Origin of the sequence: Roseovarius sp. (assembly GCF_040219995.1) — a bacterium.
Taxonomy (GTDB): Bacteria; Pseudomonadota; Alphaproteobacteria; order Rhodobacterales; family Rhodobacteraceae; genus Roseovarius.
Map to the genome: position 1 here is coordinate 106,937 of NZ_JAVJUC010000016.1, position 18,275 is coordinate 125,211.

Below are 18,275 nucleotides of genomic sequence, written 5' to 3' on the forward strand. Positions count from 1 at the left end.
TGTCGTTACGCCCCCCACCCCGTGGCGTCAATGCAGAACTGCACCGGTTGCCCGTGCCCTGTGTCGCAGCCGCGACAACCCCAGCAGAACCAGAAACACAAGGATCATCGGCGCATCGCCCAGCCGCGCGTATAGCGTCGGCGGCAAGGGCGGCGGCAGGGCCGCGTCGCGCCAGCCCGCCTCGCCCATCGGGATACGCGCCGTGACGCGCCCGGTGGCGTCGATCATCGCCGACACGCCGGTATTGGCGACCCGGATCATCGGCAGCCCCATCTCGGCGCTGCGCAGCCGCGCCTGCGCCAGATGCTGATAGGGGCCGGAAATCTTGCCGAACCACGCATCATTGGTAATGAGCAGCAGGAAATCCGCGCGCTCGGGGGCCGCCCGCAGATCGCGCGAAAATACACCCTCGTAACAGATCAGCGGCAGCGCCCGCCCCAATCCCCCGAGGTCGAGCACCTGCGCGCCCGGCCCGGCGGAATAGCCCTGCCCGGCATTCGAGGCGAGGCCGTGAATCCCCCACTGCGCCAGCAGATCGCCGAACGGCATGTATTCCCCGAAGGGCACAAGGTGATGCTTGTCATAGACCGCCGCGACCGTGCCGCCCGCCTCCACATAGGCCAGTGAATTATAGAGGCGCGGGCCGTCAAAGCGCTGAATACCAAGCACCACCGGCACGTCCCCCGCCGCGCCGGAAATGCTTTCCAATGTGCGCCCCGCGTGGTTCAGCAGCACCGGCGCCGCCGTCTCGGGCCATACGATCAGATCAGGCCGCGCCCCCTCGCCCGCCGCCGAGAACTGCAACTGCCGGTCATAAAATCCCTGAATCTTGTCGGGGTCCCATTTCTCGTGCTGTGGCGCATTGGGTTGCACAAGGCGCACCGTGGCGGCCTCGGGCCCGGCACCCGCATCGGGCGTGCGCCACGCCCCCAGCGGCCAAAGCGCCACCAGCGCAAGCAGCCCCAGCATCGACGGCACATGCCGCGCCGTCCCCGCCTGCCAGATCAGCGCCGAGGCAAGCAGCACCAGCGTCAGCAACCCCGGCGCACCCAGCCATGCCGCCCAGTGCAAAAACCCTGTGTCGATCAGCACATGCCCCGGCTGCGCCCACGGAAACCCGGTGAAAAGAAACCCCCGCGCCAGTTCGGCAAGGCCCATGCCGCCAATGAACCCGGGCAAACCACCGCCCATGGCCCGCCCTAAACCCAGGCCCAGCGCCCAGAACAGCGCCAGCCCCGCGCCCAGCGCCATCAGCGCAAAGGGCGCCATCCAGCCATGCCGCGCCACGTCCACCAGGAACGGCTCGACAATCCAGTTCAGCGCCATCAGGAAATAGCCGGTGCCGATCAGCCAGCCCAGCCAGGCCGCCTGCCGCCATCCCTCAGTCATCCGAAACAGACCGAACACCACGGCCAGCGCCAGCAGCGTCACCGGCCACGCCCCGACCGGGGCCTGCCCGAGCGCCGCCAGCGCCCCGATCAGCAACAACAGCGCAACGCGCCGCCCGCGCGGCATCAAGGGGATCTGCGCGGCCATTCCGGCCACGCGCCCCTGCTCAGCCATGCGCCGCCTCGACCAGCCGCACCCGCACCCGCTTGATCCGGCGCGGATCGGCCTCCATCACCTCGATCACCGGGCCCGCGGGATGCTCGATCACCTCACCGCGCACCGGCACCCGGCCCAGCAGCATGAAGACCAGCCCGCCGATGGTGTCGATCTCTTCCTCGTCCACCTCGTCCACATCGGTCAGCGATTGGCCAATCTCGGCCTCGAACTCCTCCAGCGGGGTCTTGGCGAGGGCGATGTAACAGCCGGGCTTTTCCTCGGTCCAGTATTGGCCCTCGTCGATATCATGCTCGTCCTCGATCTCGCCCACCACCTGCTCGATCAGGTCTTCGATGGTGACAAGCCCGTCCACCCCGCCATATTCGTCGATCACCAGCGCCATGTGCCGCCGCTCGGCCTGCATCTTCTGCAAAAGCACCCCGATCGGCATCGACGGCGGCACAAAAAGCAGCGGCCGCAGCATCTTCTTGAGCGAAAACGCGGTGCCACTGCCATTGAACCCGTGCTTGAGGGCGAAATCCTTGAGATGCACCATGCCGATGGGGGTATCGAGCGTGCCCTCATAGACCGGCAGCCGCGTCATGCCGCTGTCGCGGAACACATGCACCAGATCATCCTTGGTAATGTCAGACGGCACCGAGACGATCTCTGCCTTGGGGATGGCGACATCCTCGACCGCCATGTGACGCAGGTTGCCGATACCCGGCGCACCATTCACGTGCTCGGCGGCGTCCTGCGCCGTCTCGTCGATATCTTCGCCCGGGTTGAATATCCCGATCACGCGACGGAAAAACCCGCCCGTCTCCTCACTCTCGCTATGGCCATCCGGCTGCGCGCCCTGCGCTGCGCTAGAAGACCCGTCCGTACTCTCGCCCATCCGTCTCTTTTCCAAATCACAGGGGTCTTGGCCCCTCAATGTCTAATATGGGTCACCAACCCCCAGTTTGCCAAGTATGGCAACCTCTGTCGCCTCCATCAAAGTGGCATCTTGGTCACGGATGTGATCGTAACCCAACAAATGCAACACCGCATGCACGATCAGGTGTGTCACATGATCACCCAGCGGTTTGTCGCCTGCCTCGGCCTCGCACGCGCAGGTCTCATAGGCAATCGCGATATCACCCAGTTCCGGATCAGGCCCCGCCTCGGGCAGGTCCGGGCGCGCGCCGGGGCGGTCAGCGCCGCGCTCCTCGCTCGGCCAGCTCAACACATTTGTCGGCTGCGGCTTGTCGCGGAAATCACCGTTCAGGACGGCAATGCGCGCATCATCACAGCCCAGAACGCTGATCTCCCAGTCATCGGGCGCCAGCCCCAGATGCACCAACGTGGCCTGCGCCGCGCGCTCGGCCAGCCCCGCCAGCCCCACCGCCTGCCAGCGGTCGTCCTCGATCATCACCTCGGTCAGCATGTGTGCCTAACCTTCAGCCTCATAGGCTTCGATGATCGCCGCCACCAGCGGGTGCCGCACCACGTCCTTGGCGGTGAAATAGTTGAAGCTGATCTGCGGAATGGTCGTCAGCAGCCGCTCCGCATCCGCCAGCCCCGACGGCACACCGCGCGGCAGGTCGATCTGCGTGCGGTCGCCGGTGATGACCATGCGGCTGCCCTCGCCCAGACGGGTCAGGAACATCTTCATCTGCATCGAGGTGGCGTTCTGCGCCTCATCGAGCACAACAAACGCATTGGCCAGCGTCCGCCCCCGCATGAACGCCAAGGGCGCGATCTCGATGCGCTTTTCCTCGATCAGCTTGGCCAGTTGCTTGGCAGGCAGAAAATCATTCAGCGCGTCATAGAGCGGCTGCATATAGGGATCGACCTTGTCCTTCATGTCGCCGGGCAGATAGCCCAGCTTCTCGCCCGCCTCGACCGCCGGACGGCTCAGGATGATCCGGTCCACATGCCCCTCGATGAACATGTTTACCCCGACCGCCACCGCGAGATAGGTCTTGCCGGTGCCCGCAGGCCCGATGCCAAACGCCAGCTCATGCGCAAAAAGCGATCGCACATAGGCTTTCTGCGCGTCGGTGCGCGGCTCCACCAGCTTCTTGCGGGTCTTGATCTCGACGGTGCCGCCCTTGAACATCTCAAGCTGATCGCCGTCCAGACCGCCCGAATCGCCCTCGTCGTCGCCCATGCGCAATTCGCGGTCCACGTCGCCGCGCTCCACGCTCTTGCCGCTCTCAAGCCGTTCGTATAGCGCGGCCAGCACCTCTGCCGCCGCCTCGCGCGCATCCGTCTCGCCCACCACGACAAGCTGATTGCCCCGGCGCAGGATCTGGATTCCAAGGGATTTTTCTATATCTGCGAGGTTGCGGTCATATTCGCCGCAAAGCTCGATCAACAGACGGTTATCGGGAAATTCGACAAGGGTTTCGTGGCCTGCGGCCATGTCCGGGGCGGGGGGCGGTGCGCTATGGACCAAACATGTCTCCCACTACAAAAGGTCTGCGGGCAGAGTGCCAACATGCGACGCGGGGTGCAAGCGCCGACATGCGCCGCACCCCTGCACACAACAAAAAAATGCGGGCCGTCCCCGGCCCGCATCGAATATTGCCCTGATCGACGTCAGATCAGATCGGATCGCCGAACGTCCCGGTCGAACCCTGCTTGAAATCTCCGGTCGCCACCGTCGGCGGGGCCGACCCGGAACAGACCGGCTTGCCGAACTTGTCAAGCCGCTGCGACAGATACCCCTCGACGCCGTCGTCGATGATCCAGTGATCGCAGCCGTTGGGATCGACCCAGATACCGGCCCGCATCGTGCTCAGGTGATCATTGTCGAAAAAGTTGCGGTCTTCGGTCTTGTCCGGGCCCGCATCACAGGCCGCCAGAAGGCCGACCACCGGAAGGGCGAGTGCAATTTTAAGCGTGTTCATCATCAGTCCCCTCAGCGCCAGCACAGGATTTCGACACGGCGGTTCTGCGCCATGCCCTCGGCGGTATTGTTCGACGCTTTCGGCATCCGCTCGCCATAGCCGCGCACATCCGCGATCTGCGCCCCGGTGCTTGCCGCGACGGCGGCGACGGAATTGGCGCGACGCAGCGACAGGTCCATGTTGTATTCATCCGACGCGCGGCTGTCGGTATGGCCCACGATGGTGTAGGACACCGCTTGCGTATCGCGGAAGAACTGTGCCAACCGGTCCCGCGCCGAGGCGTGGATGCGCGCGCTGTCGGTGGCGAAATGCTGATCGGTGTTGACCACGCCGCACAGGTTTGCCTCGCGGCAGACCGGGATGCCCTGACGGCTGACATGCGGGCTCATATAGCCCTCGACACCGTCATCCATCACCCAATGCTCACAGCCATCGGGATCGACCCAGATGGTGGGAATGTATCGCTCGCCACTCACGATGCGATCACCGCTCTGGGCAAATGCTGCCCCTGCCGCCAGGCCCAGAGAAAGCACCGCGACCGCAGACCCCTTCACCAGACCGTGCAGCGTTTCCGAAGTCAATTTCGCCACGACCACTGTCCTTATATTACCCCTGTTGGTTCACCCGGTGCGCCAGGATAGCCAACTCAAATGCAATGAAAGTTTAGCAAGAAAGCTGTCAAAGTGAAGCGAATTCCACCAGATATTGTGGATTAAGCAGAAACAATCCCAAGTCAGCGCCGCATTTCCGCCGCATTTCATGCGGCTATGCGCGTATCAGATCGAGACGAGTCGCCCTGAAAGAGAGTTCGGCCCGCTCTCGATGATTTCCACCTGCGCCAGATCGCCCGGCTGAACGCGGTCATCCGTCACGTGCACCGCGTGCAGGTAATCCGACTTGCCGACCATCTGCCCGGCCATGCGCCCGGGCTTCTCGAAGAGCACGCCGACAGTGCGCCCGACCATCGCATCCTGTGCCGCGCGCTGTTGCCGGGTGATCAGCCCCTGAAGCCGTTGCAGCCGCTCGGATTTCACGTCCTCGGCCACCTGTGCGCGTTCCGCCGCCGGTGTGCCGGGGCGGGTGGAATACTTGAACGAGAACGCGTAGCCGTAACTCACCGCCTCGATCAGGTCCATCGTGGCCTGAAAATCCTCTTCGGTCTCTTCGGGGAAACCCACGATGAAATCGCCCGACATCAGAATATCGGGCCGCGCCGCGCGAATACGCTCAATCAGCCGCAGATAGCTTTCGGCGGTGTGGCTGCGGTTCATCCGCTTGAGGATCTTGTCACTGCCCGATTGCACCGGCAGATGCAGATAGGGCATCAGCTTTGCGCAGTCCCCATGCGCCGCGATCAGATCGTCATCCATGTCGTTGGGATGGCTGGTGGTAAAGCGGATACGCTCCAGCCCGTCGATGTCATTGAGCGCCCAGATCAGCCGCGCGAGGCTCCAGTCGCCGCCCTCTCCCGCGCCATGATAGGCATTGACGTTCTGCCCCAGCAGGGTGATCTCGCGCACGCCCCTCTCGACCAGATCGCGCGCCTCTTCCAGCACGCGCGCCGCCGGGCGGCTCACCTCGGCGCCGCGGGTATAGGGCACCACGCAAAAGGCGCAGAACTTGTCACAGCCCTCCTGCACGGTCAGGAACGCGGTCGGGCCGCGCTTTGCCTTGGGGCGCTGCCGCAGCGTGTCGAACTTGTCATCGAGCGGGAAATCGGTGTCGAGCGCCTTTTCGCCCCCGCGCACCCGCGCCTCCATCTGCGGCAGTCGGTGATAGCTCTGCGGGCCCACCACCAGATCGACCAGCGGCTGACGGCGCATGATTTCCTGCCCCTCGGCCTGCGCCACGCAGCCCGCCACGCCAATCTTGAGATCGGGCTTTTCGTCCTTCAGCGCGCGGAACCGTCCCAGTTCGGAATAGACCTTCTCGGCGGCCTTCTCGCGGATATGGCAGGTGTTGAGCAGGATCATGTCGGCCTCGGCCGCATCCTCGGTGGTGACATAGCCCGCCCCGCCCATGGCCTCGGCCATGCGCTCGCTGTCATAGACGTTCATCTGACAGCCATAGGTCTTGATATAGAGCTTTTTCACATCCGCCATGCGCCGGGCCTCCGCCTGAGGGTTCAAGCCGGGTGACTACATCACCACAGGGGGCACTTGCAATGCCCGCGCGTTTGACGGACTCTGCCGCCAACAAGAGGACAGAGCAGCCTATGACCGCCCCGACCCTGACCGAGTTTCTCGCCGCCCCCGGCACCGCCCTCGCCAAGGGGCCGGTCGCGATGGTCTTCGCCGAGGACGAGGTGGAGCTTGATTCCACCCTGCGCCACCATATCGATTCGGGGTTCAAGTCGGTGCTGTTCTTCGCTCCCGACAGCTTTGGCCTCGCCCCCGACGTCACCGAGAACCCGCTCATCCATCGCATCGCCTATGATCTGCCCTCGGGCGACAGTCTGACCGGGGCGGTGGACAAGGTGACCAAGGCCGCACCTGGGCTGTGGATGTATTACTGCTACAACGCCGAATACCTCTTTTACCCGTTCTGCGAGACGCGCACCATCGGCGAACTCCTGGCCTTTCACACCGAGGAACGGCGCGACGCGATGCTGACCTATGTGATCGACCTCTATGCCGGCGATCTCACCCGCCATCCCACCGCCGTCTCGCTGGAAGAGGCGCATATGGACAAATCCGGCTATTACGCGCTTGCCCGCAACGACCCGGCCAATCACAATCACCCCCGCGAACGCCAGCTCGATTTCTTCGGCGGGCTGCGCTGGCGCTACGAGGAGCATATCCCCGCCGCCCGTCGCAAGATCGACCGGATCGCGCTGTTTCGCGCCAAAGAGGGCTTGCGCCTGCACGACGACCACACCTTCTCGGACGAGGAATACAACACCTATGCCTGCCCGTGGCACAACAACCTCACGGCCGCCATCGTGTCATTCCGCACTGCCAAGGCGCTCAAGCGCAACCCCGGCTCGACCTTCGATATCGGCGGGTTCCACTGGCACAACTCGATCCCCTTCGAATGGCACTCGCGGCAATTGCTCGATCTGGGGCTGATGGAGCCGGGCCAGTGGTTCTGACGCGGGTGGCACGGGTTGCATGAAGAACCCGCAAGGGGCCTTGATCTGCCGTTACCGTGAGCCGCGCATCGTCGGGCCGCGGTGCGGCGATCCAACCTCAGTTTTGTAGCGCTTTATATCAGCCAAATCCGAAAAACATCAGAGCGCAGAGCAGGTTGCAGCCAAATCGCCGTGCCGGGGGACGGCCCGGCGATGCGCGGCGGCCTTCGGCCGCGTTTCGCGCAGGTGCTTCAATCGGATGGCAGCTCAAGGCCAATAACACTATCCGATGCCCGCTATTCGCGCCCCTGCTCGCGCGCGCTCGGATGCTCTGACGTCACGAACGGCACCTCCGACACCACCGCCGCCACCGATTGGCCAGAGGTTTCCTGATACATCTCCGGCAATTCGACCTGCAACCGCGTGCCGATGGCGGACTTGTCCCACGGCACATAGGCCAGCGCGATGTTCTGCTCCAGTTCCGGCGAATACCACGGCGAGGTGACATAGCCGCAGCGCGCGCCGTCGGCATCCCCCACCAGCCAGAAATCCGGCGCGTAATCGGTGATCGGCAAACCGCCCATCTTCAGCCCGACCAGCTTGAGCGCGAACGGATACCGCCCCGCCTCGATCTCGGCGCGCTGCGCCTCCAGCGCCGCCTTACCGATGTAATCGGCGGATTTCTTGCGCGGCACCTGATAGGCGAGATTGACCTGAAACGGCGAGGTCTCTGAATCCATGTCCTGGCCCCAGGACAGGATACCGGCGGCAATCCGGCGGTGATGGCCCGGCGCGATCACCCGCAGCCCGTAACGCGCCCCGATGCCGCGCAGCGCATACCAGACGCGCTCGGCCGTCTCCGAGGCATCGCGCACGTAAATCTCATAGCCCTTCTCGCCGCTGAACCCGGTCTGACTGATCACCACCGGGCAGCCGTCAATCTGCGCCTCCATCAGCCCGTAATAGCGAATCTTGTGCAACTCCTCGCCGATCAGGTCCGCCATCAGATCTTCCGAGAGCGGCCCCTGCACCTGCAACGGGGCGACGTCCAACTCGCGGATATCCACATTCCAGCGGCGCGGCGTGTTCACCCCTTGCAACCACAGCATCAGGTCACTGTCCGAGACCGAGAACCAGAACTCGTCCTCGGCCAGCCGCAGCAGGACCGGATCGTTGAGGATGCCGCCCTGCTCGTTGCACAGGATGCAGTATTTGCCATGCATCGGGCGGATGCGCGTGGCGTCGCGGGTGATGACGGTGTTGACGAAATCCTCGGCATCCGGGCCCTTGACGCGGATCTGCCGCTCGACCGCGACGTTCCACAGCGTCACGCCGTTCACGAGCGCGCGATACTCGGCCATCGCCCCGCCATCTTCGGGGCGGGCATAGCCGCGCGGATGATACATCCGGTTGTAGATCGTCGCACGCCATGCCCCCGCCTCGATCGACAGGTGCCAGAACGGCGATTTCCTGACCCGGGTCGAGACCAGCATCTGCACAGGCGTCGGACCGGATTGGCGCAGATTGGCAGGCACGGTGCGATCCGACTGATCCACACCGGGCACGTTCGGGTGGCTGCGGTTCTGGTAGGTCATAGGTTTGACGTGGGGATCGCCCGGGGCGCGGTCAACATGCGCGCGCGAAAATCCCGATCACGGATCGGCAAGCGGGGCGTCACCGCCCCTCAGACGCCCGAAGCCGCCTCACCCTTGTTGGTCGCCGCGCGCTGCGTTTCTGGATCGAGCACCAGCCGTGCCACGTTATTAACCACCAGCGTCATCCCGGCATGCACCGGCGGCGCAATCTCCGGCTCCTGCCAGATCGCCCCGAGACAGCAGCCGACCAGCGCAAGATTGACCACCCGCGCCCATCCGCGCGCGCTTTGCGCCCGCTGTCGGCAACGGGCCTGTCGAGGCGTGAGATATTCAGTGCGATCAAACATGCTGCAAGAGTGGCATCACAGCATGGCAGCAATATGGCGGCGCCCGGTCAGAGGTTCTCGGCCTGCGGCATGCCCAGAACGTGATAGCCGCAATCCACATGGATGATCTCGCCGCTGGTGCAGGCGCCCGCATCCGATGCCAGATAGACCGCCGTGCCGCCGATCGCCTCCAGCGTGGCATTGGCGCGCATCGGCGCGTTCATTTCCGTATGCTTGAAGGTCTTGCGCGCGCCACCGATGGCCGCCCCCGCCAGCGTCCGCATCGGGCCGGGGCTGATCGCGTTCACCCGAATGCCCTCTGGGCCCAGATCATTGGCCAGATAGCGCGTCGCCGCCTCAAGCGCGGCCTTGGCCACACCCATGATGTTGTAATTCGGCACGACCTTGTTCGACCCCTGATAGGTCAGCGTCAGCAGACAGCCGCCATTGTCGCGCATCATCGGATGCGCCCGGCGCGCGACCTCGATAAAGGAATAGGCCGAGATTTCCATCGAATGCTTGAAGTTCTGACGACTGGTATTCAGAAACCGCCCGGTCAGTTCCGACTTGTCGGAATAGGCGATGGCATGGACCACGAAATCAATCGTCGGCCAGCGGTCGGCCAGCGCGCCAAACGCCGCGTCGAGCGAGGCGTCATCGGTCACATCCACATCCAGCAGGATGTCCGAGCCAACGCTTTCGGCCAGCGGGGCCACGCGCTTGGCGAAATTCTCACCCTGATAGGAAAACGCCAGTTCCGCGCCCGCCGCGTGCATTTCCCGGGCGATCCCCCACGCGATGGAGCGGTCATTGGCCACCCCCATGATCAGGCCGCGCTTGCCCTGCATCGAGTTCATCATGTGCGTGTCATCCGTGATACTTGCTCAGCAGCATGCAGCCATTGGTGCCGCCGAAGCCGAAGGAATTGGTCATCACCGTATCGAGCCCGGCCTCGTCCACCCGGGCGGTCGCGATCTCGGCCGCGTCCAGCGCAGGGTCGAGCGTCTCGACATTGATCGACGGAATGATGAAATCATGCTCCAGCGCCAGCAGGCAATAGATCGCCTCCTGCGCGCCGGTGGCGCCCTGGGAATGACCGGTCATCGACTTGGTGGAACTGATCGGCGGGGTGGTGCCATGCCCGAAGATGCGGCGCACCGCCTCGACCTCGCCCACGTCGCCCACGGGGGTCGAGGTGCCATGCGCGTTGATATAGCTGATCTTGCGGTCCTCAGCCATCGTCGACAGCGCCACGCGCATCGCGCGCTCACCGCCCTCGCCCGACGGGGCGACCATGTCGGCCCCGTCCGAGGTGGCACCGTAGCCGGTGACCTCGGCATAGATCTTGGCCCCGCGTGCCTTGGCATGCTCGAGATCTTCCAGCACCACGATACCGCCGCCGCCCGAAATCACGAACCCGTCGCGATCCGCGTCAAAGGCGCGGCTCGCGCGCTCCGGCGTGTCGTTGTACTTGGACGACATCGCACCCATCGCGTCGAAGAGACACGACAGCGTCCAGTCCAGTTCCTCGCCGCCACCGGCGAACATCACGTCCTGCTTGCCCATCATGATCTGCTCGGCGGCATTGCCGATGCAATGCAGGCTGGTCGAACAGGCCGAGGTGATCGAATAGTTGATGCCCTTGATCCGGTAGGCGGTGCTCAGATTGGCCGAGATCGTCGAGCACATCGTCTTGGGCACCGCGAACGGCCCGATGCGCCTGGTCGATCCGCTTTTCAGAACCGTCTGATGCGCCTGCAACATCGCCGAGGTCGACGGCCCGCCCGAGCCCGCGACCAGACCGGTGCGCGGGTTGACGATATCGGCCTCTTCCAGCCCGCTATCGGCGATCGCCTGCCCCATCGCGATATGCGCATAGGCCGCACCCGGCCCCATGAAGCGCAGCGTGCGCTTGTCGACATGCTCGGCGACATCGAGATCGATCGCCCCCGCGATCGTGCTGCGAAAGCCGTGCTCGGCCATCGCCTCGTTGGCGGTGATCCCCGATTTACCCTGCCTGAGAGAGGTCAGGACCTCTTCGGCGTTGTTGCCGATGCTGGATACGATCCCCAGCCCGGTGACGACGACACGACGCATAGGCGCTCTCCTTGTTTCAGCGCGGATCAGTTTTCCGAAAGGGCGACCTTCATGTCGCTGACCTGATAGATGACCTCACCATCGGCCTCAACCCGGCCATCGGCAACCCCCATCGTGAGACGACGGCTCTGCACCGCCTTTGTGAAATCCACGTAATAGGTCAGCATCTTTCTGTCAGGGCGTACCATGCCCGTCAGCTTGACTTCGCCGACGCCGAGCGCATAGCCGCGCCCCTGCCAGCCGCGCCAGCCGAGGTTGAAACCGGTCAGCTGCCACAGACCATCAAGCCCCAGACAACCGGGCATGATCGGATTGCCCGGAAAATGACATTTGAAGAACCAAAGATCGGGGTCGATGTCGAATTCGGCCACGATATGCCCCTTGCCATGTGCCCCGCCATCACCCGACACCTCGGTGATCCGGTCCATCATCAGCATCGGCGGTTCGGGCAATTGCGCATTGCCCGGCCCGAAAAGCTCGCCGCGGGCGCATTTCAGCAGATCGTCGCGATCGAAACTGCTTGGATAATCGGCCATTCGGGCGGCCCCTTTCATTGCTTGCTTCGCAAAAGAACTTGTCCTGAAACCCTCTAACACCGGGCAAAAGGCCCTTGCAAGCCTGCCGCAGTGTTGCGGCCTTGTTTCGCGGCAGATGAATTTTGTTTGAACTCGGGGGGGGCGCGGCCCTATATTACAGGCAAAGAAGGGAAAGGCGATCCATGACAACCCAAGCGACGACAGTGGCGACCGATTGGCTCTCCGGGGCCGGCCTGCGCCCCACGCGGCAGCGCGTGGCCCTGGCGCGTCTTCTCGTGGGGGATGGCCAGCACCGGCACGTCACCGCAGAAAGCCTCTTTGCCGATGTGCAGACGCAGGGCGAAAGCGTGTCGCTGGCCACCGTCTACAACACGCTGCGCGCGTTCTGCGATGCCGGGCTCATTCAGGAAGTGACGGTCGACGGCTCCAAGAGCTATTTCGACACCAACACCCATGACCACCCGCATTTCTTCTGGGAAGACGAAAACCGCCTCAGCGACGCCCCCGCCGACGAGCTGGAAATCTCCCGCCTGCCCTCCGCCCCCGACGGCGCCGAGATCAGCGCGGTCGACGTCGTGATCCGCCTGCGCCGCACGGCGCAGTAGGCTCAGCCGCCATCGTGTTCTCCTCGGAAATCACTCCCAGGGTGCACAACCCCAAAATAGCCTGCCTCGCTTCCAAACCCCGCCACATTTGACAGCGACATCTCCAAGGCAAATCAACCTTGGAGGTATAAGTATGAAGTTTGTTCCGGTTTCAGTTGTTGCGGCATCGCTGCTGGCAGGGTGCATGGCCCCAACCCCCGTCGCGATGCAGGCCCATGGTGGCAGCAGAAGCGACGGCTTGCTCGAGATGAGCACGACCTACAACCCGCAGATCGAGGATATCAGCTGGACCGCATCTTCCCGTGAGGCCTCCAACCGCTGCCATGCATGGGGTTTCTCGCATGCCCTGCCGATGGGGGATGCACGCCAGTCCTGTCTTGCAACAGATAGCTACTACGGCACCTGCAATAGCATGCAGGCGACACAAAGATATCAATGCGCAATGCGTTGAAGACCTGCGTCCTGAAACAAGGATCGCGCCGCTTTACTCCGACGGCGCGATCCCCGATAGCCCGGCCTGCGTGATCCGGCGGCGCGACGCCGCCAGCCCCGCCTCGAACCCCTCGGCATCGCCATAATCCACGAATTGCGCGTAATAGGCATGATGGGTGCCGACCCGCGCAGCGTGCTTGATCGGGCACCAATAGGCCTCGGTCCGGCCCGCGATCTCCTGCACATAGCCGATCAGCCCGTTGCAATAGCCGCAATAGACGCAGTTCAGCTTTTGCAGGGCGTTGAGATAGGCAAGGTGGTGCCGGTCCACGCGGATGAAATCGGCGCGGCGCACCTTGTCGATGCCATAGGCCGGAAAGCAGATGGCCTGATAGAGCGTGACAAAGAGATCGAGCAGCACGAAGGGCACGATCAGGCTGTAGATCACCGGCGCGGTGATCACCGTCAGCGGCCGGGTCTGGCGCAGGAAGGTCGATAGGCGCACCCGCATCTCGCGGTGATGGCGGCGCATCTCGGCCTCGAACACCACGCGCCCGTTCTCGAACCCGTAGCGAAACGCATCACGGCGGCGGGCGAATTCCTCGTCCAACTCGTCCTGCAGCTCACGGATACGGGTCAGAAGCTTTTCGGTCGCGGACATGACGGGCCCTTTCGGCGTGATGCGATCGGGACCATCCTAGAGGGCTTGTCGTCGAATCTGCAACGAGTGGCCTTGAACCGATCTCGGCGTCAGCCGCGCAGCGTCGCGCCGCGGTGTGGCGATCCGACGTCGGTTTGGCAGTGCTTTATGCCAGCCAAATCCGAAAACGACCTGAGCACAGAACAGGATGCAGCCAAATCGCCGCGCCGGGGGGCGGCGCGACGATGCGCGGCGGCCCGTTGGGCCGCGTTTCGCGCGCGTGCATCAATATGCTTGGCATTCCCCCCCTAAAACGCAACACGCCGGGCCAAGGCCCGGCGCGTGCTCTCGTTCAAACCTGCAAGCGGGATCAGGTGATGTCCACCAGTTCGATCGCAAAGGTCAGATCCTTGCCCGCCAGCGGGTGGTTGGCGTCAAGGATCACCTGCTCTTCGGTCACGTCGACCACCGTCACCGGCATCACCTGCCCCTGCGGCGTCTGCACCTGCAATTGCGTGCCCAGATCAAGCGGGATATCCTCGGGGATCTCGGCGCGCGGCACGGCCTGCTGCGCGTTGGGGTCGGGGTGGCCATAGGCCTGATCGGCGGGCACTTCGACCGTCTTCTTCTCGCCGACGGCCATGCCTTCCATCGCGGCATCGAGACCGGGGATGATCTGGCCCGACCCGACCACGAATTCCAGCGGATCGCGGCCTTCGCTGGAATCGAAGGTCTGACCGTCCGTCAGAGTGCCGGTATAATGAACGCGAACTGTATCGCCCGATTTGACTTGCGTCATGGCTGTTCCAATCTGTTGTGTATGGGGAGTGCGTGAGTTTGCAAGGCCGCGCCGATCGCGCGGGTGCTTGTGTGGCTGGCGCGAATCGTAACCGCCCATGGCCAGATTTGCAAACCGATCCTTGACCGCTCACTTTGCCGTGTGCGCTTCAGGCCTTTCCCCCCCGCCCCGTCCATGCCAGTCTGCGCGCGAAATCACCCGCATCATCACCCAAGAGGGGATACCATGCCGATCACGACCTGCATTTTCGACGCCTACGGCACGCTCTTCGACGTCGCCGCCGCCGCGCGCAGTGCCGCGTCCGAGCCGGGGCGCGAGACCTTCGCCCGCCACTGGCCCGCCATCGCCGAGAAATGGCGCCTGAAGCAATTGCAATACACCTGGTTGCGCGCCGTCATGGGCGAACATGTGGGCTTCTGGCAGGTCACGCAGGACGGGCTCGACTGGGCGCTCGAGGCCGAAGGCCTGGGTGACGACACAGAACTGCGCGAACGCCTGCTGCAACTTTACTGGGAACTGGAGGCCTTCCCCGAAGTGCCCGCCATGCTCGCCGCCCTCAAGGAGGCCGGCAAGGACACCGCGATCCTGTCGAACGGCGCGCCCGACATGCTTGACGGGGCGGTGAAATCAGCCGGTATCGGCGCGCTCCTCGATGATGTGCTTTCGGTCGAGAGCGTTGGTATCTTCAAGCCCGCCCGCGTGGTCTATGACCTTGTCGGGCAACGCTTCGGCTGCGCCCCCGAAGAGGTGCTCTTTGTGTCCTCCAACGGCTGGGACGCCTGCGCCGCCGCCGGGTATGGCTTCAACACTGTCTGGGTCAACCGCGCGGGCGACCCGGTCGACCGCCTGCCCGCCGCCCCCAACCGGCAACTGACCGACCTCTCCGGCATTCCCGATCTGGCGCGCGGCTGATGGCGCAGTTCACCACCTCCGACGGGCTCTCGCTCCACTATACCGATGCGGGCCACGGCCAGCCCGTGCTCTGCCTTGCGGGCCTCACCCGCAACAGTGCCGATTTCGGCTTTCTCACCCCGCACCTCTCGGGCTGCCGAGTGATCTGCATGGATTATCGCGGGCGCGGGCAATCTGACCATGCAAGCGATTTCATGTCCTACAACATCCTGCAAGAGGGACAGGATGCGGTTGAATTGCTCGACCATCTCGGGATCGACCGCGTCACCCTGATCGGCACGTCACGCGGCGGGCTCATCGCCATGGCCCTCGGCCACACCGCCCATGACCGGCTCGCAGGCGTGGTGCTCAACGATATCGGCCCCGAGGTCACGGACGAGGGCATCGGGCGGATCATGGATTACGTCGGGCGCGAACCCGAGTTGCCCGATCTCGACGCCGCCGGTGGCGCGCTCGCCCATGTCAACGCGCGCGCCTTTCACGGCGTCCCACTCGCCCGCTGGCGCGCACAGGCCGAGGCGATGTTCTATCAAAAACCCGGCGGCGGGCTGGGCCTGCGCTACGACCCAAAGCTGCGCGATGCGCTCGTCGGTCAGGCCGGCGCGGGCGAGGCCCCGGACCTCTGGCAGCTTTTCGATGCGCTGGACGGCCTGCCACTCGCCGCGATCCGGGGGGCCAATTCCGATCTGCTGAGCCAGGACACCTTTCAAAAGATGCAGGATCGCCGCCCAGACATGATCGCCGCCACCGTCCCCGACCGGGGCCACGTGCCGTTTCTCGATGAAACCCAATCCCTCACCGCCATCCGCGCCCTACTGGACAAGACCCGATGACCGACATCACCATGATCCGCAGCGCCGCCGCCCGCCTCGCCGGCCATGCAAGGCGCACGCCACTGCTCTCCTCGCCCTTTCTGGATGAGATCGCCGGGCGGCGCGTGTTCATCAAACCCGAATGCCTGCAACATACCGGCAGCTTCAAATATCGCGGCGCGCGCTCGGCCATCTCGGCGCTCGACGCTGATTTGCGCGCCCATGGCGTGATCGCCTTTTCGTCGGGCAACCACGCGCAGGGCGTGGCCCTCGCCGCCAGCGAATTCGGCGTGCCGTCGGTCATCATCATGCCAAGGGACGCGCCGCGCATGAAGATCGACAACACAAGCGCCCTCGGCGCCGAGGTGGTGCTTTATGACCGCTCGGGCGAGGATCGCGATGCCATCGGGGCCCGCCTCAGCGCCGAGCGGGGCCTGACCTTGATCAAACCCTATGACGAGCCGCAGGTGATCGCCGGGCAAGGCACCACCGGGCTTGAGATCGCCGAGGATGCAGCGGCCCTCGGCATCGAGACGGCGGATGTGCTCGTGTGCTGCGGCGGCGGCGGCCTCACCTCGGGCATCGCCCTGGCCCTCGAGGCCGACGCACCCGGCCTGCGCGCCCGCCCCTGCGAGCCGGAGGGCTTCGACGACGCCACCCGCTCTCTCAGCGAGGGCCGGATCATGCGCAACGCGCAGACCGCGACCGGCCTTTGCGACGCCATCGTCACGCCGCAACCGGGCGAGATCACCTTTCCCATCATGCACCGCCTCTGCGGCCCCGGCCTTGTCGTCTCCGAGGACGAGGCGCTGCACGCCATGGCGCTCGCCTTTTCCCGGCTCAAACTGGTGGCAGAACCGGGCGGCGCGGTGGCCCTTGCCGCCGCCCTCTTCCGCCAAGACGAGATCGAGGGCGACGCGGTGATCTGCACCATCTCCGGCGGCAATGTCGACGCGGATGTGTTTCAAACGGCCCTGAGCCGGTTCGCCTGACGGAGCAAGTATGCCTTTCGCAGAGTTCGACGACGTAACGATCCACTACCACGACGAGGGCACCCCGACAGGCCCGCCCCTCGTGCTCGCCCATGCGCTCGGCACCGGCGTGCATCTGTGGGACAACATCCTGCCGCTGCTGCCGCCCGGCCTGCGCGTGGTCCGCTACGACGCGCGCGGGCATGGGCAATCCTCGACCCCGCCTGCCCCCTATTCCATGGGCGCGCTGATCCGCGACGCGGAACGGCTGGTGGACCATCTTGGCTTGCGCGATGCGGTGTTCGTCGGTCTCTCTATCGGTGGCATGGTGGCGCAGGGGCTGGCTGTCAAACGCCCCGATCTGATCCGCGCGCTGGTCCTGTCCAATACCGGCGCCAAGATAGGCACGCCCGAGATCTGGGCCGAGCGCATCGCCACCGCCCGCCGCCCCGGCGGGATGAAAGAGCTCGCCCGCGGCTCCTGCGAGCGGTGGTTCCCCCGCGCCTATGTCGCGGCCGGGCATCATCTGCCGTGGTACGCGCATCTCTGCGCCCACGACCCAGAAGGCTTTGCCGGCTGCGCCGCCGCCATCTCCGGCACCGATTTCTACACCCCCACCTCCGGGCTGCGTATCCCCACCCTGGGCATCGCGGGGTCCGAGGACGGCTCGACCCCGCCCGATCTCGTGCGCGAAACCGTCGATCTCGTTCCCGGCTCACAATTCCGCCTGCTGCGCGGCACCGGCCATGTGCCGCCCGTCGACGCGCCCGCCAATTATGCCGCCTGCCTTGCGGAGTTCATCACCGCCACGGGGCATCTTCGTACAGCGGCACCATAGCGCTAGTGTGGGGGATTAATGGTCTGAAACTGCCGTTGCCGCATCCCGCGCGAAACGCACCGAAGGTGCCGCGCGATCGCCTGGCCGTCCCGCGGCCTGGCGATTTGAGGGGTTGCGCCACGTGTCGATACTTCGATGACTTGGCTGACATAAAGTACCCGCCACACCCGTCGCATCGCCAGTCCCCGGCCCTGCGATCA

Annotated in this window: 21 protein-coding genes; 7 read left to right on the plus strand and 14 right to left on the minus strand. The window is 64.6% G+C overall.

Features of this window, described 5'->3' with window-relative positions; all coding sequences use genetic code 11:
- Positions 1-27: 27 nt before the first annotated feature.
- The 7 genes from lnt to miaB all read right to left on the minus strand — a co-directional run bounded on the left by lnt (position 28) and on the right by miaB (position 6,544).
- A complete protein-coding gene (gene lnt, locus RID11_RS09765) occupies positions 28-1,563 on the minus strand; it encodes an apolipoprotein N-acyltransferase (RefSeq protein ID WP_350138277.1) in 1,536 nt (511 codons plus the stop codon).
- Complete coding sequence (locus RID11_RS09770; protein WP_350138280.1) at positions 1,556-2,443, minus strand: hemolysin family protein; 888 nt, start codon at positions 2,441-2,443, stop codon at positions 1,556-1,558. Before RID11_RS09770 ends, lnt begins: the two co-directional genes overlap by 8 nt.
- A gap of 42 nt (positions 2,444-2,485) precedes the next feature.
- Positions 2,486-2,974 carry an rRNA maturation RNase YbeY gene (gene ybeY, locus RID11_RS09775; RefSeq protein ID WP_350138283.1) on the minus strand — a complete coding sequence of 163 codons (489 nt, stop codon included), beginning with the start codon at positions 2,972-2,974 and terminating at the stop codon, positions 2,486-2,488.
- A 6-nt stretch (positions 2,975-2,980) separates the two neighbouring features.
- Positions 2,981-3,955 (minus strand): PhoH family protein, encoded by a 975-nt coding sequence (locus tag RID11_RS09780; RefSeq protein WP_050662665.1) that lies wholly within the window; start codon positions 3,953-3,955, stop codon positions 2,981-2,983.
- A 181-nt stretch (positions 3,956-4,136) separates the two neighbouring features.
- Entirely contained in the window at positions 4,137-4,442 is a 306-nt protein-coding gene (locus tag RID11_RS09785) for a hypothetical protein (RefSeq protein ID WP_350138286.1), read from the minus strand.
- Between the two features lie 11 nt (positions 4,443-4,453).
- The gene (locus tag RID11_RS09790) at positions 4,454-4,960 is read right to left on the minus strand and encodes an OmpA family protein (RefSeq protein WP_502949350.1); all 507 of its coding nucleotides are present in this window, start codon (positions 4,958-4,960) and stop codon (positions 4,454-4,456) included.
- Positions 4,961-5,218: 258 nt separating this feature from the next.
- The gene (gene miaB, locus RID11_RS09795) at positions 5,219-6,544 is read right to left on the minus strand and encodes a tRNA (N6-isopentenyl adenosine(37)-C2)-methylthiotransferase MiaB (protein ID WP_350138292.1); all 1,326 of its coding nucleotides are present in this window, start codon (positions 6,542-6,544) and stop codon (positions 5,219-5,221) included.
- Positions 6,545-6,657: 113 nt separating this feature from the next.
- Between miaB and RID11_RS09800 the strand changes: the two genes are divergently transcribed.
- A complete protein-coding gene (locus tag RID11_RS09800) occupies positions 6,658-7,533 on the plus strand; it encodes a hypothetical protein (RefSeq protein ID WP_350138295.1) in 876 nt (291 codons plus the stop codon).
- A gap of 275 nt (positions 7,534-7,808) precedes the next feature.
- Here the strand turns inward: RID11_RS09800 and RID11_RS09805 are convergent, their stop codons facing one another.
- From RID11_RS09805 to fabA, 5 genes are all read right to left on the minus strand, one after another.
- Positions 7,809-9,107: a glycine cleavage T C-terminal barrel domain-containing protein gene (locus RID11_RS09805; protein ID WP_350138297.1), complete on the minus strand. Its 1,299-nt coding sequence runs from the start codon at positions 9,105-9,107 to the stop codon at positions 7,809-7,811.
- A gap of 89 nt (positions 9,108-9,196) precedes the next feature.
- Positions 9,197-9,454: a hypothetical protein gene (locus RID11_RS09810; RefSeq protein WP_350138300.1), complete on the minus strand. Its 258-nt coding sequence runs from the start codon at positions 9,452-9,454 to the stop codon at positions 9,197-9,199.
- A gap of 47 nt (positions 9,455-9,501) precedes the next feature.
- Positions 9,502-10,293 (minus strand): enoyl-ACP reductase FabI, encoded by a 792-nt coding sequence (locus RID11_RS09815; protein WP_350138302.1) that lies wholly within the window; start codon positions 10,291-10,293, stop codon positions 9,502-9,504.
- Between the two features lie 7 nt (positions 10,294-10,300).
- Positions 10,301-11,530: a beta-ketoacyl-ACP synthase I gene (fabB, locus tag RID11_RS09820; RefSeq protein WP_350138304.1), complete on the minus strand. Its 1,230-nt coding sequence runs from the start codon at positions 11,528-11,530 to the stop codon at positions 10,301-10,303.
- A 26-nt stretch (positions 11,531-11,556) separates the two neighbouring features.
- The gene (gene fabA, locus RID11_RS09825; protein ID WP_350138307.1) at positions 11,557-12,066 is read right to left on the minus strand and encodes a bifunctional 3-hydroxydecanoyl-ACP dehydratase/trans-2-decenoyl-ACP isomerase; all 510 of its coding nucleotides are present in this window, start codon (positions 12,064-12,066) and stop codon (positions 11,557-11,559) included.
- A gap of 182 nt (positions 12,067-12,248) precedes the next feature.
- Between fabA and irrA the strand changes: the two genes are divergently transcribed.
- Together irrA and yecR are read left to right on the plus strand one after the other, a co-directional pair.
- The gene (gene irrA / locus RID11_RS09830; protein WP_350138310.1) at positions 12,249-12,671 is read left to right on the plus strand and encodes an iron response transcriptional regulator IrrA; all 423 of its coding nucleotides are present in this window, start codon (positions 12,249-12,251) and stop codon (positions 12,669-12,671) included.
- 133 nt (positions 12,672-12,804) lie between these two features.
- The gene (gene yecR, locus RID11_RS09835) at positions 12,805-13,122 is read left to right on the plus strand and encodes a YecR family lipoprotein (RefSeq protein ID WP_350138313.1); all 318 of its coding nucleotides are present in this window, start codon (positions 12,805-12,807) and stop codon (positions 13,120-13,122) included.
- Between the two features lie 33 nt (positions 13,123-13,155).
- Here the strand turns inward: yecR and RID11_RS09840 are convergent, their stop codons facing one another.
- Together RID11_RS09840 and RID11_RS09845 are read right to left on the minus strand one after the other, a co-directional pair.
- Positions 13,156-13,764 (minus strand): hypothetical protein, encoded by a 609-nt coding sequence (locus RID11_RS09840; RefSeq protein ID WP_350138315.1) that lies wholly within the window; start codon positions 13,762-13,764, stop codon positions 13,156-13,158.
- A gap of 349 nt (positions 13,765-14,113) precedes the next feature.
- Complete coding sequence (locus tag RID11_RS09845) at positions 14,114-14,542, minus strand: FKBP-type peptidyl-prolyl cis-trans isomerase (protein WP_350138317.1); 429 nt, start codon at positions 14,540-14,542, stop codon at positions 14,114-14,116.
- Between the two features lie 225 nt (positions 14,543-14,767).
- Here RID11_RS09845 and RID11_RS09850 point away from each other — a divergent pair, with 225 nt between their 5' ends.
- The 4 genes from RID11_RS09850 to pcaD are packed head-to-tail and all read left to right on the plus strand — an operon-like array spanning position 14,768 to position 18,075.
- Positions 14,768-15,454 (plus strand): haloacid dehalogenase type II, encoded by a 687-nt coding sequence (locus RID11_RS09850; protein WP_350138321.1) that lies wholly within the window; start codon positions 14,768-14,770, stop codon positions 15,452-15,454.
- A complete protein-coding gene (locus RID11_RS09855) occupies positions 15,454-16,287 on the plus strand; it encodes an alpha/beta fold hydrolase (RefSeq protein WP_350138323.1) in 834 nt (277 codons plus the stop codon). Before RID11_RS09850 ends, RID11_RS09855 begins: the two co-directional genes overlap by 1 nt.
- Positions 16,284-17,258, plus strand: a complete 975-nt coding sequence (locus RID11_RS09860; protein WP_350138325.1) for a threonine ammonia-lyase — start codon at positions 16,284-16,286, stop codon at positions 17,256-17,258. The genes RID11_RS09855 and RID11_RS09860 overlap by 4 nt, the downstream gene beginning before the upstream one ends.
- Positions 17,259-17,268: 10 nt before the next feature.
- A complete protein-coding gene (gene pcaD / locus RID11_RS09865; RefSeq protein ID WP_350138328.1) occupies positions 17,269-18,075 on the plus strand; it encodes a 3-oxoadipate enol-lactonase in 807 nt (268 codons plus the stop codon).
- Positions 18,076-18,275 lie beyond the last annotated feature (200 nt).

What these genes read in the sequence shown, in the direction of transcription:
- irrA (WP_350138310.1), top strand. Translation starts at nt 12,249, where the DNA reads ATGACAACCCAAGCGACGACAGTGGCGACCGATTGGCTCTCCGGGGCC.
- ybeY (WP_350138283.1), bottom strand. Translation starts at nt 2,974, where the DNA reads ATGCTGACCGAGGTGATGATCGAGGACGACCGCTGGCAGGCGGTGGGG.
- yecR (WP_350138313.1), top strand. Translation starts at nt 12,805, where the DNA reads ATGAAGTTTGTTCCGGTTTCAGTTGTTGCGGCATCGCTGCTGGCAGGG.
- RID11_RS09785 (WP_350138286.1), bottom strand. Translation starts at nt 4,442, where the DNA reads ATGAACACGCTTAAAATTGCACTCGCCCTTCCGGTGGTCGGCCTTCTG.
- RID11_RS09845 (WP_350138317.1), bottom strand. Translation starts at nt 14,542, where the DNA reads ATGACGCAAGTCAAATCGGGCGATACAGTTCGCGTTCATTATACCGGC.
- RID11_RS09780 (WP_050662665.1), bottom strand. Translation starts at nt 3,955, where the DNA reads ATGGCCGCAGGCCACGAAACCCTTGTCGAATTTCCCGATAACCGTCTG.
- RID11_RS09850 (WP_350138321.1), top strand. Translation starts at nt 14,768, where the DNA reads ATGCCGATCACGACCTGCATTTTCGACGCCTACGGCACGCTCTTCGAC.
- miaB (WP_350138292.1), bottom strand. Translation starts at nt 6,544, where the DNA reads ATGGCGGATGTGAAAAAGCTCTATATCAAGACCTATGGCTGTCAGATG.
- RID11_RS09840 (WP_350138315.1), bottom strand. Translation starts at nt 13,764, where the DNA reads ATGTCCGCGACCGAAAAGCTTCTGACCCGTATCCGTGAGCTGCAGGAC.
- fabB (WP_350138304.1), bottom strand. Translation starts at nt 11,530, where the DNA reads ATGCGTCGTGTCGTCGTCACCGGGCTGGGGATCGTATCCAGCATCGGC.
- RID11_RS09860 (WP_350138325.1), top strand. Translation starts at nt 16,284, where the DNA reads ATGACCGACATCACCATGATCCGCAGCGCCGCCGCCCGCCTCGCCGGC.
- RID11_RS09810 (WP_350138300.1), bottom strand. Translation starts at nt 9,454, where the DNA reads ATGTTTGATCGCACTGAATATCTCACGCCTCGACAGGCCCGTTGCCGA.
- RID11_RS09800 (WP_350138295.1), top strand. Translation starts at nt 6,658, where the DNA reads ATGACCGCCCCGACCCTGACCGAGTTTCTCGCCGCCCCCGGCACCGCC.
- fabA (WP_350138307.1), bottom strand. Translation starts at nt 12,066, where the DNA reads ATGGCCGATTATCCAAGCAGTTTCGATCGCGACGATCTGCTGAAATGC.
- pcaD (WP_350138328.1), top strand. Translation starts at nt 17,269, where the DNA reads ATGCCTTTCGCAGAGTTCGACGACGTAACGATCCACTACCACGACGAG.
- RID11_RS09855 (WP_350138323.1), top strand. Translation starts at nt 15,454, where the DNA reads ATGGCGCAGTTCACCACCTCCGACGGGCTCTCGCTCCACTATACCGAT.
- RID11_RS09770 (WP_350138280.1), bottom strand. Translation starts at nt 2,443, where the DNA reads ATGGGCGAGAGTACGGACGGGTCTTCTAGCGCAGCGCAGGGCGCGCAG.
- RID11_RS09805 (WP_350138297.1), bottom strand. Translation starts at nt 9,107, where the DNA reads ATGACCTACCAGAACCGCAGCCACCCGAACGTGCCCGGTGTGGATCAG.
- lnt (WP_350138277.1), bottom strand. Translation starts at nt 1,563, where the DNA reads ATGGCTGAGCAGGGGCGCGTGGCCGGAATGGCCGCGCAGATCCCCTTG.
- RID11_RS09815 (WP_350138302.1), bottom strand. Translation starts at nt 10,293, where the DNA reads ATGATGAACTCGATGCAGGGCAAGCGCGGCCTGATCATGGGGGTGGCC.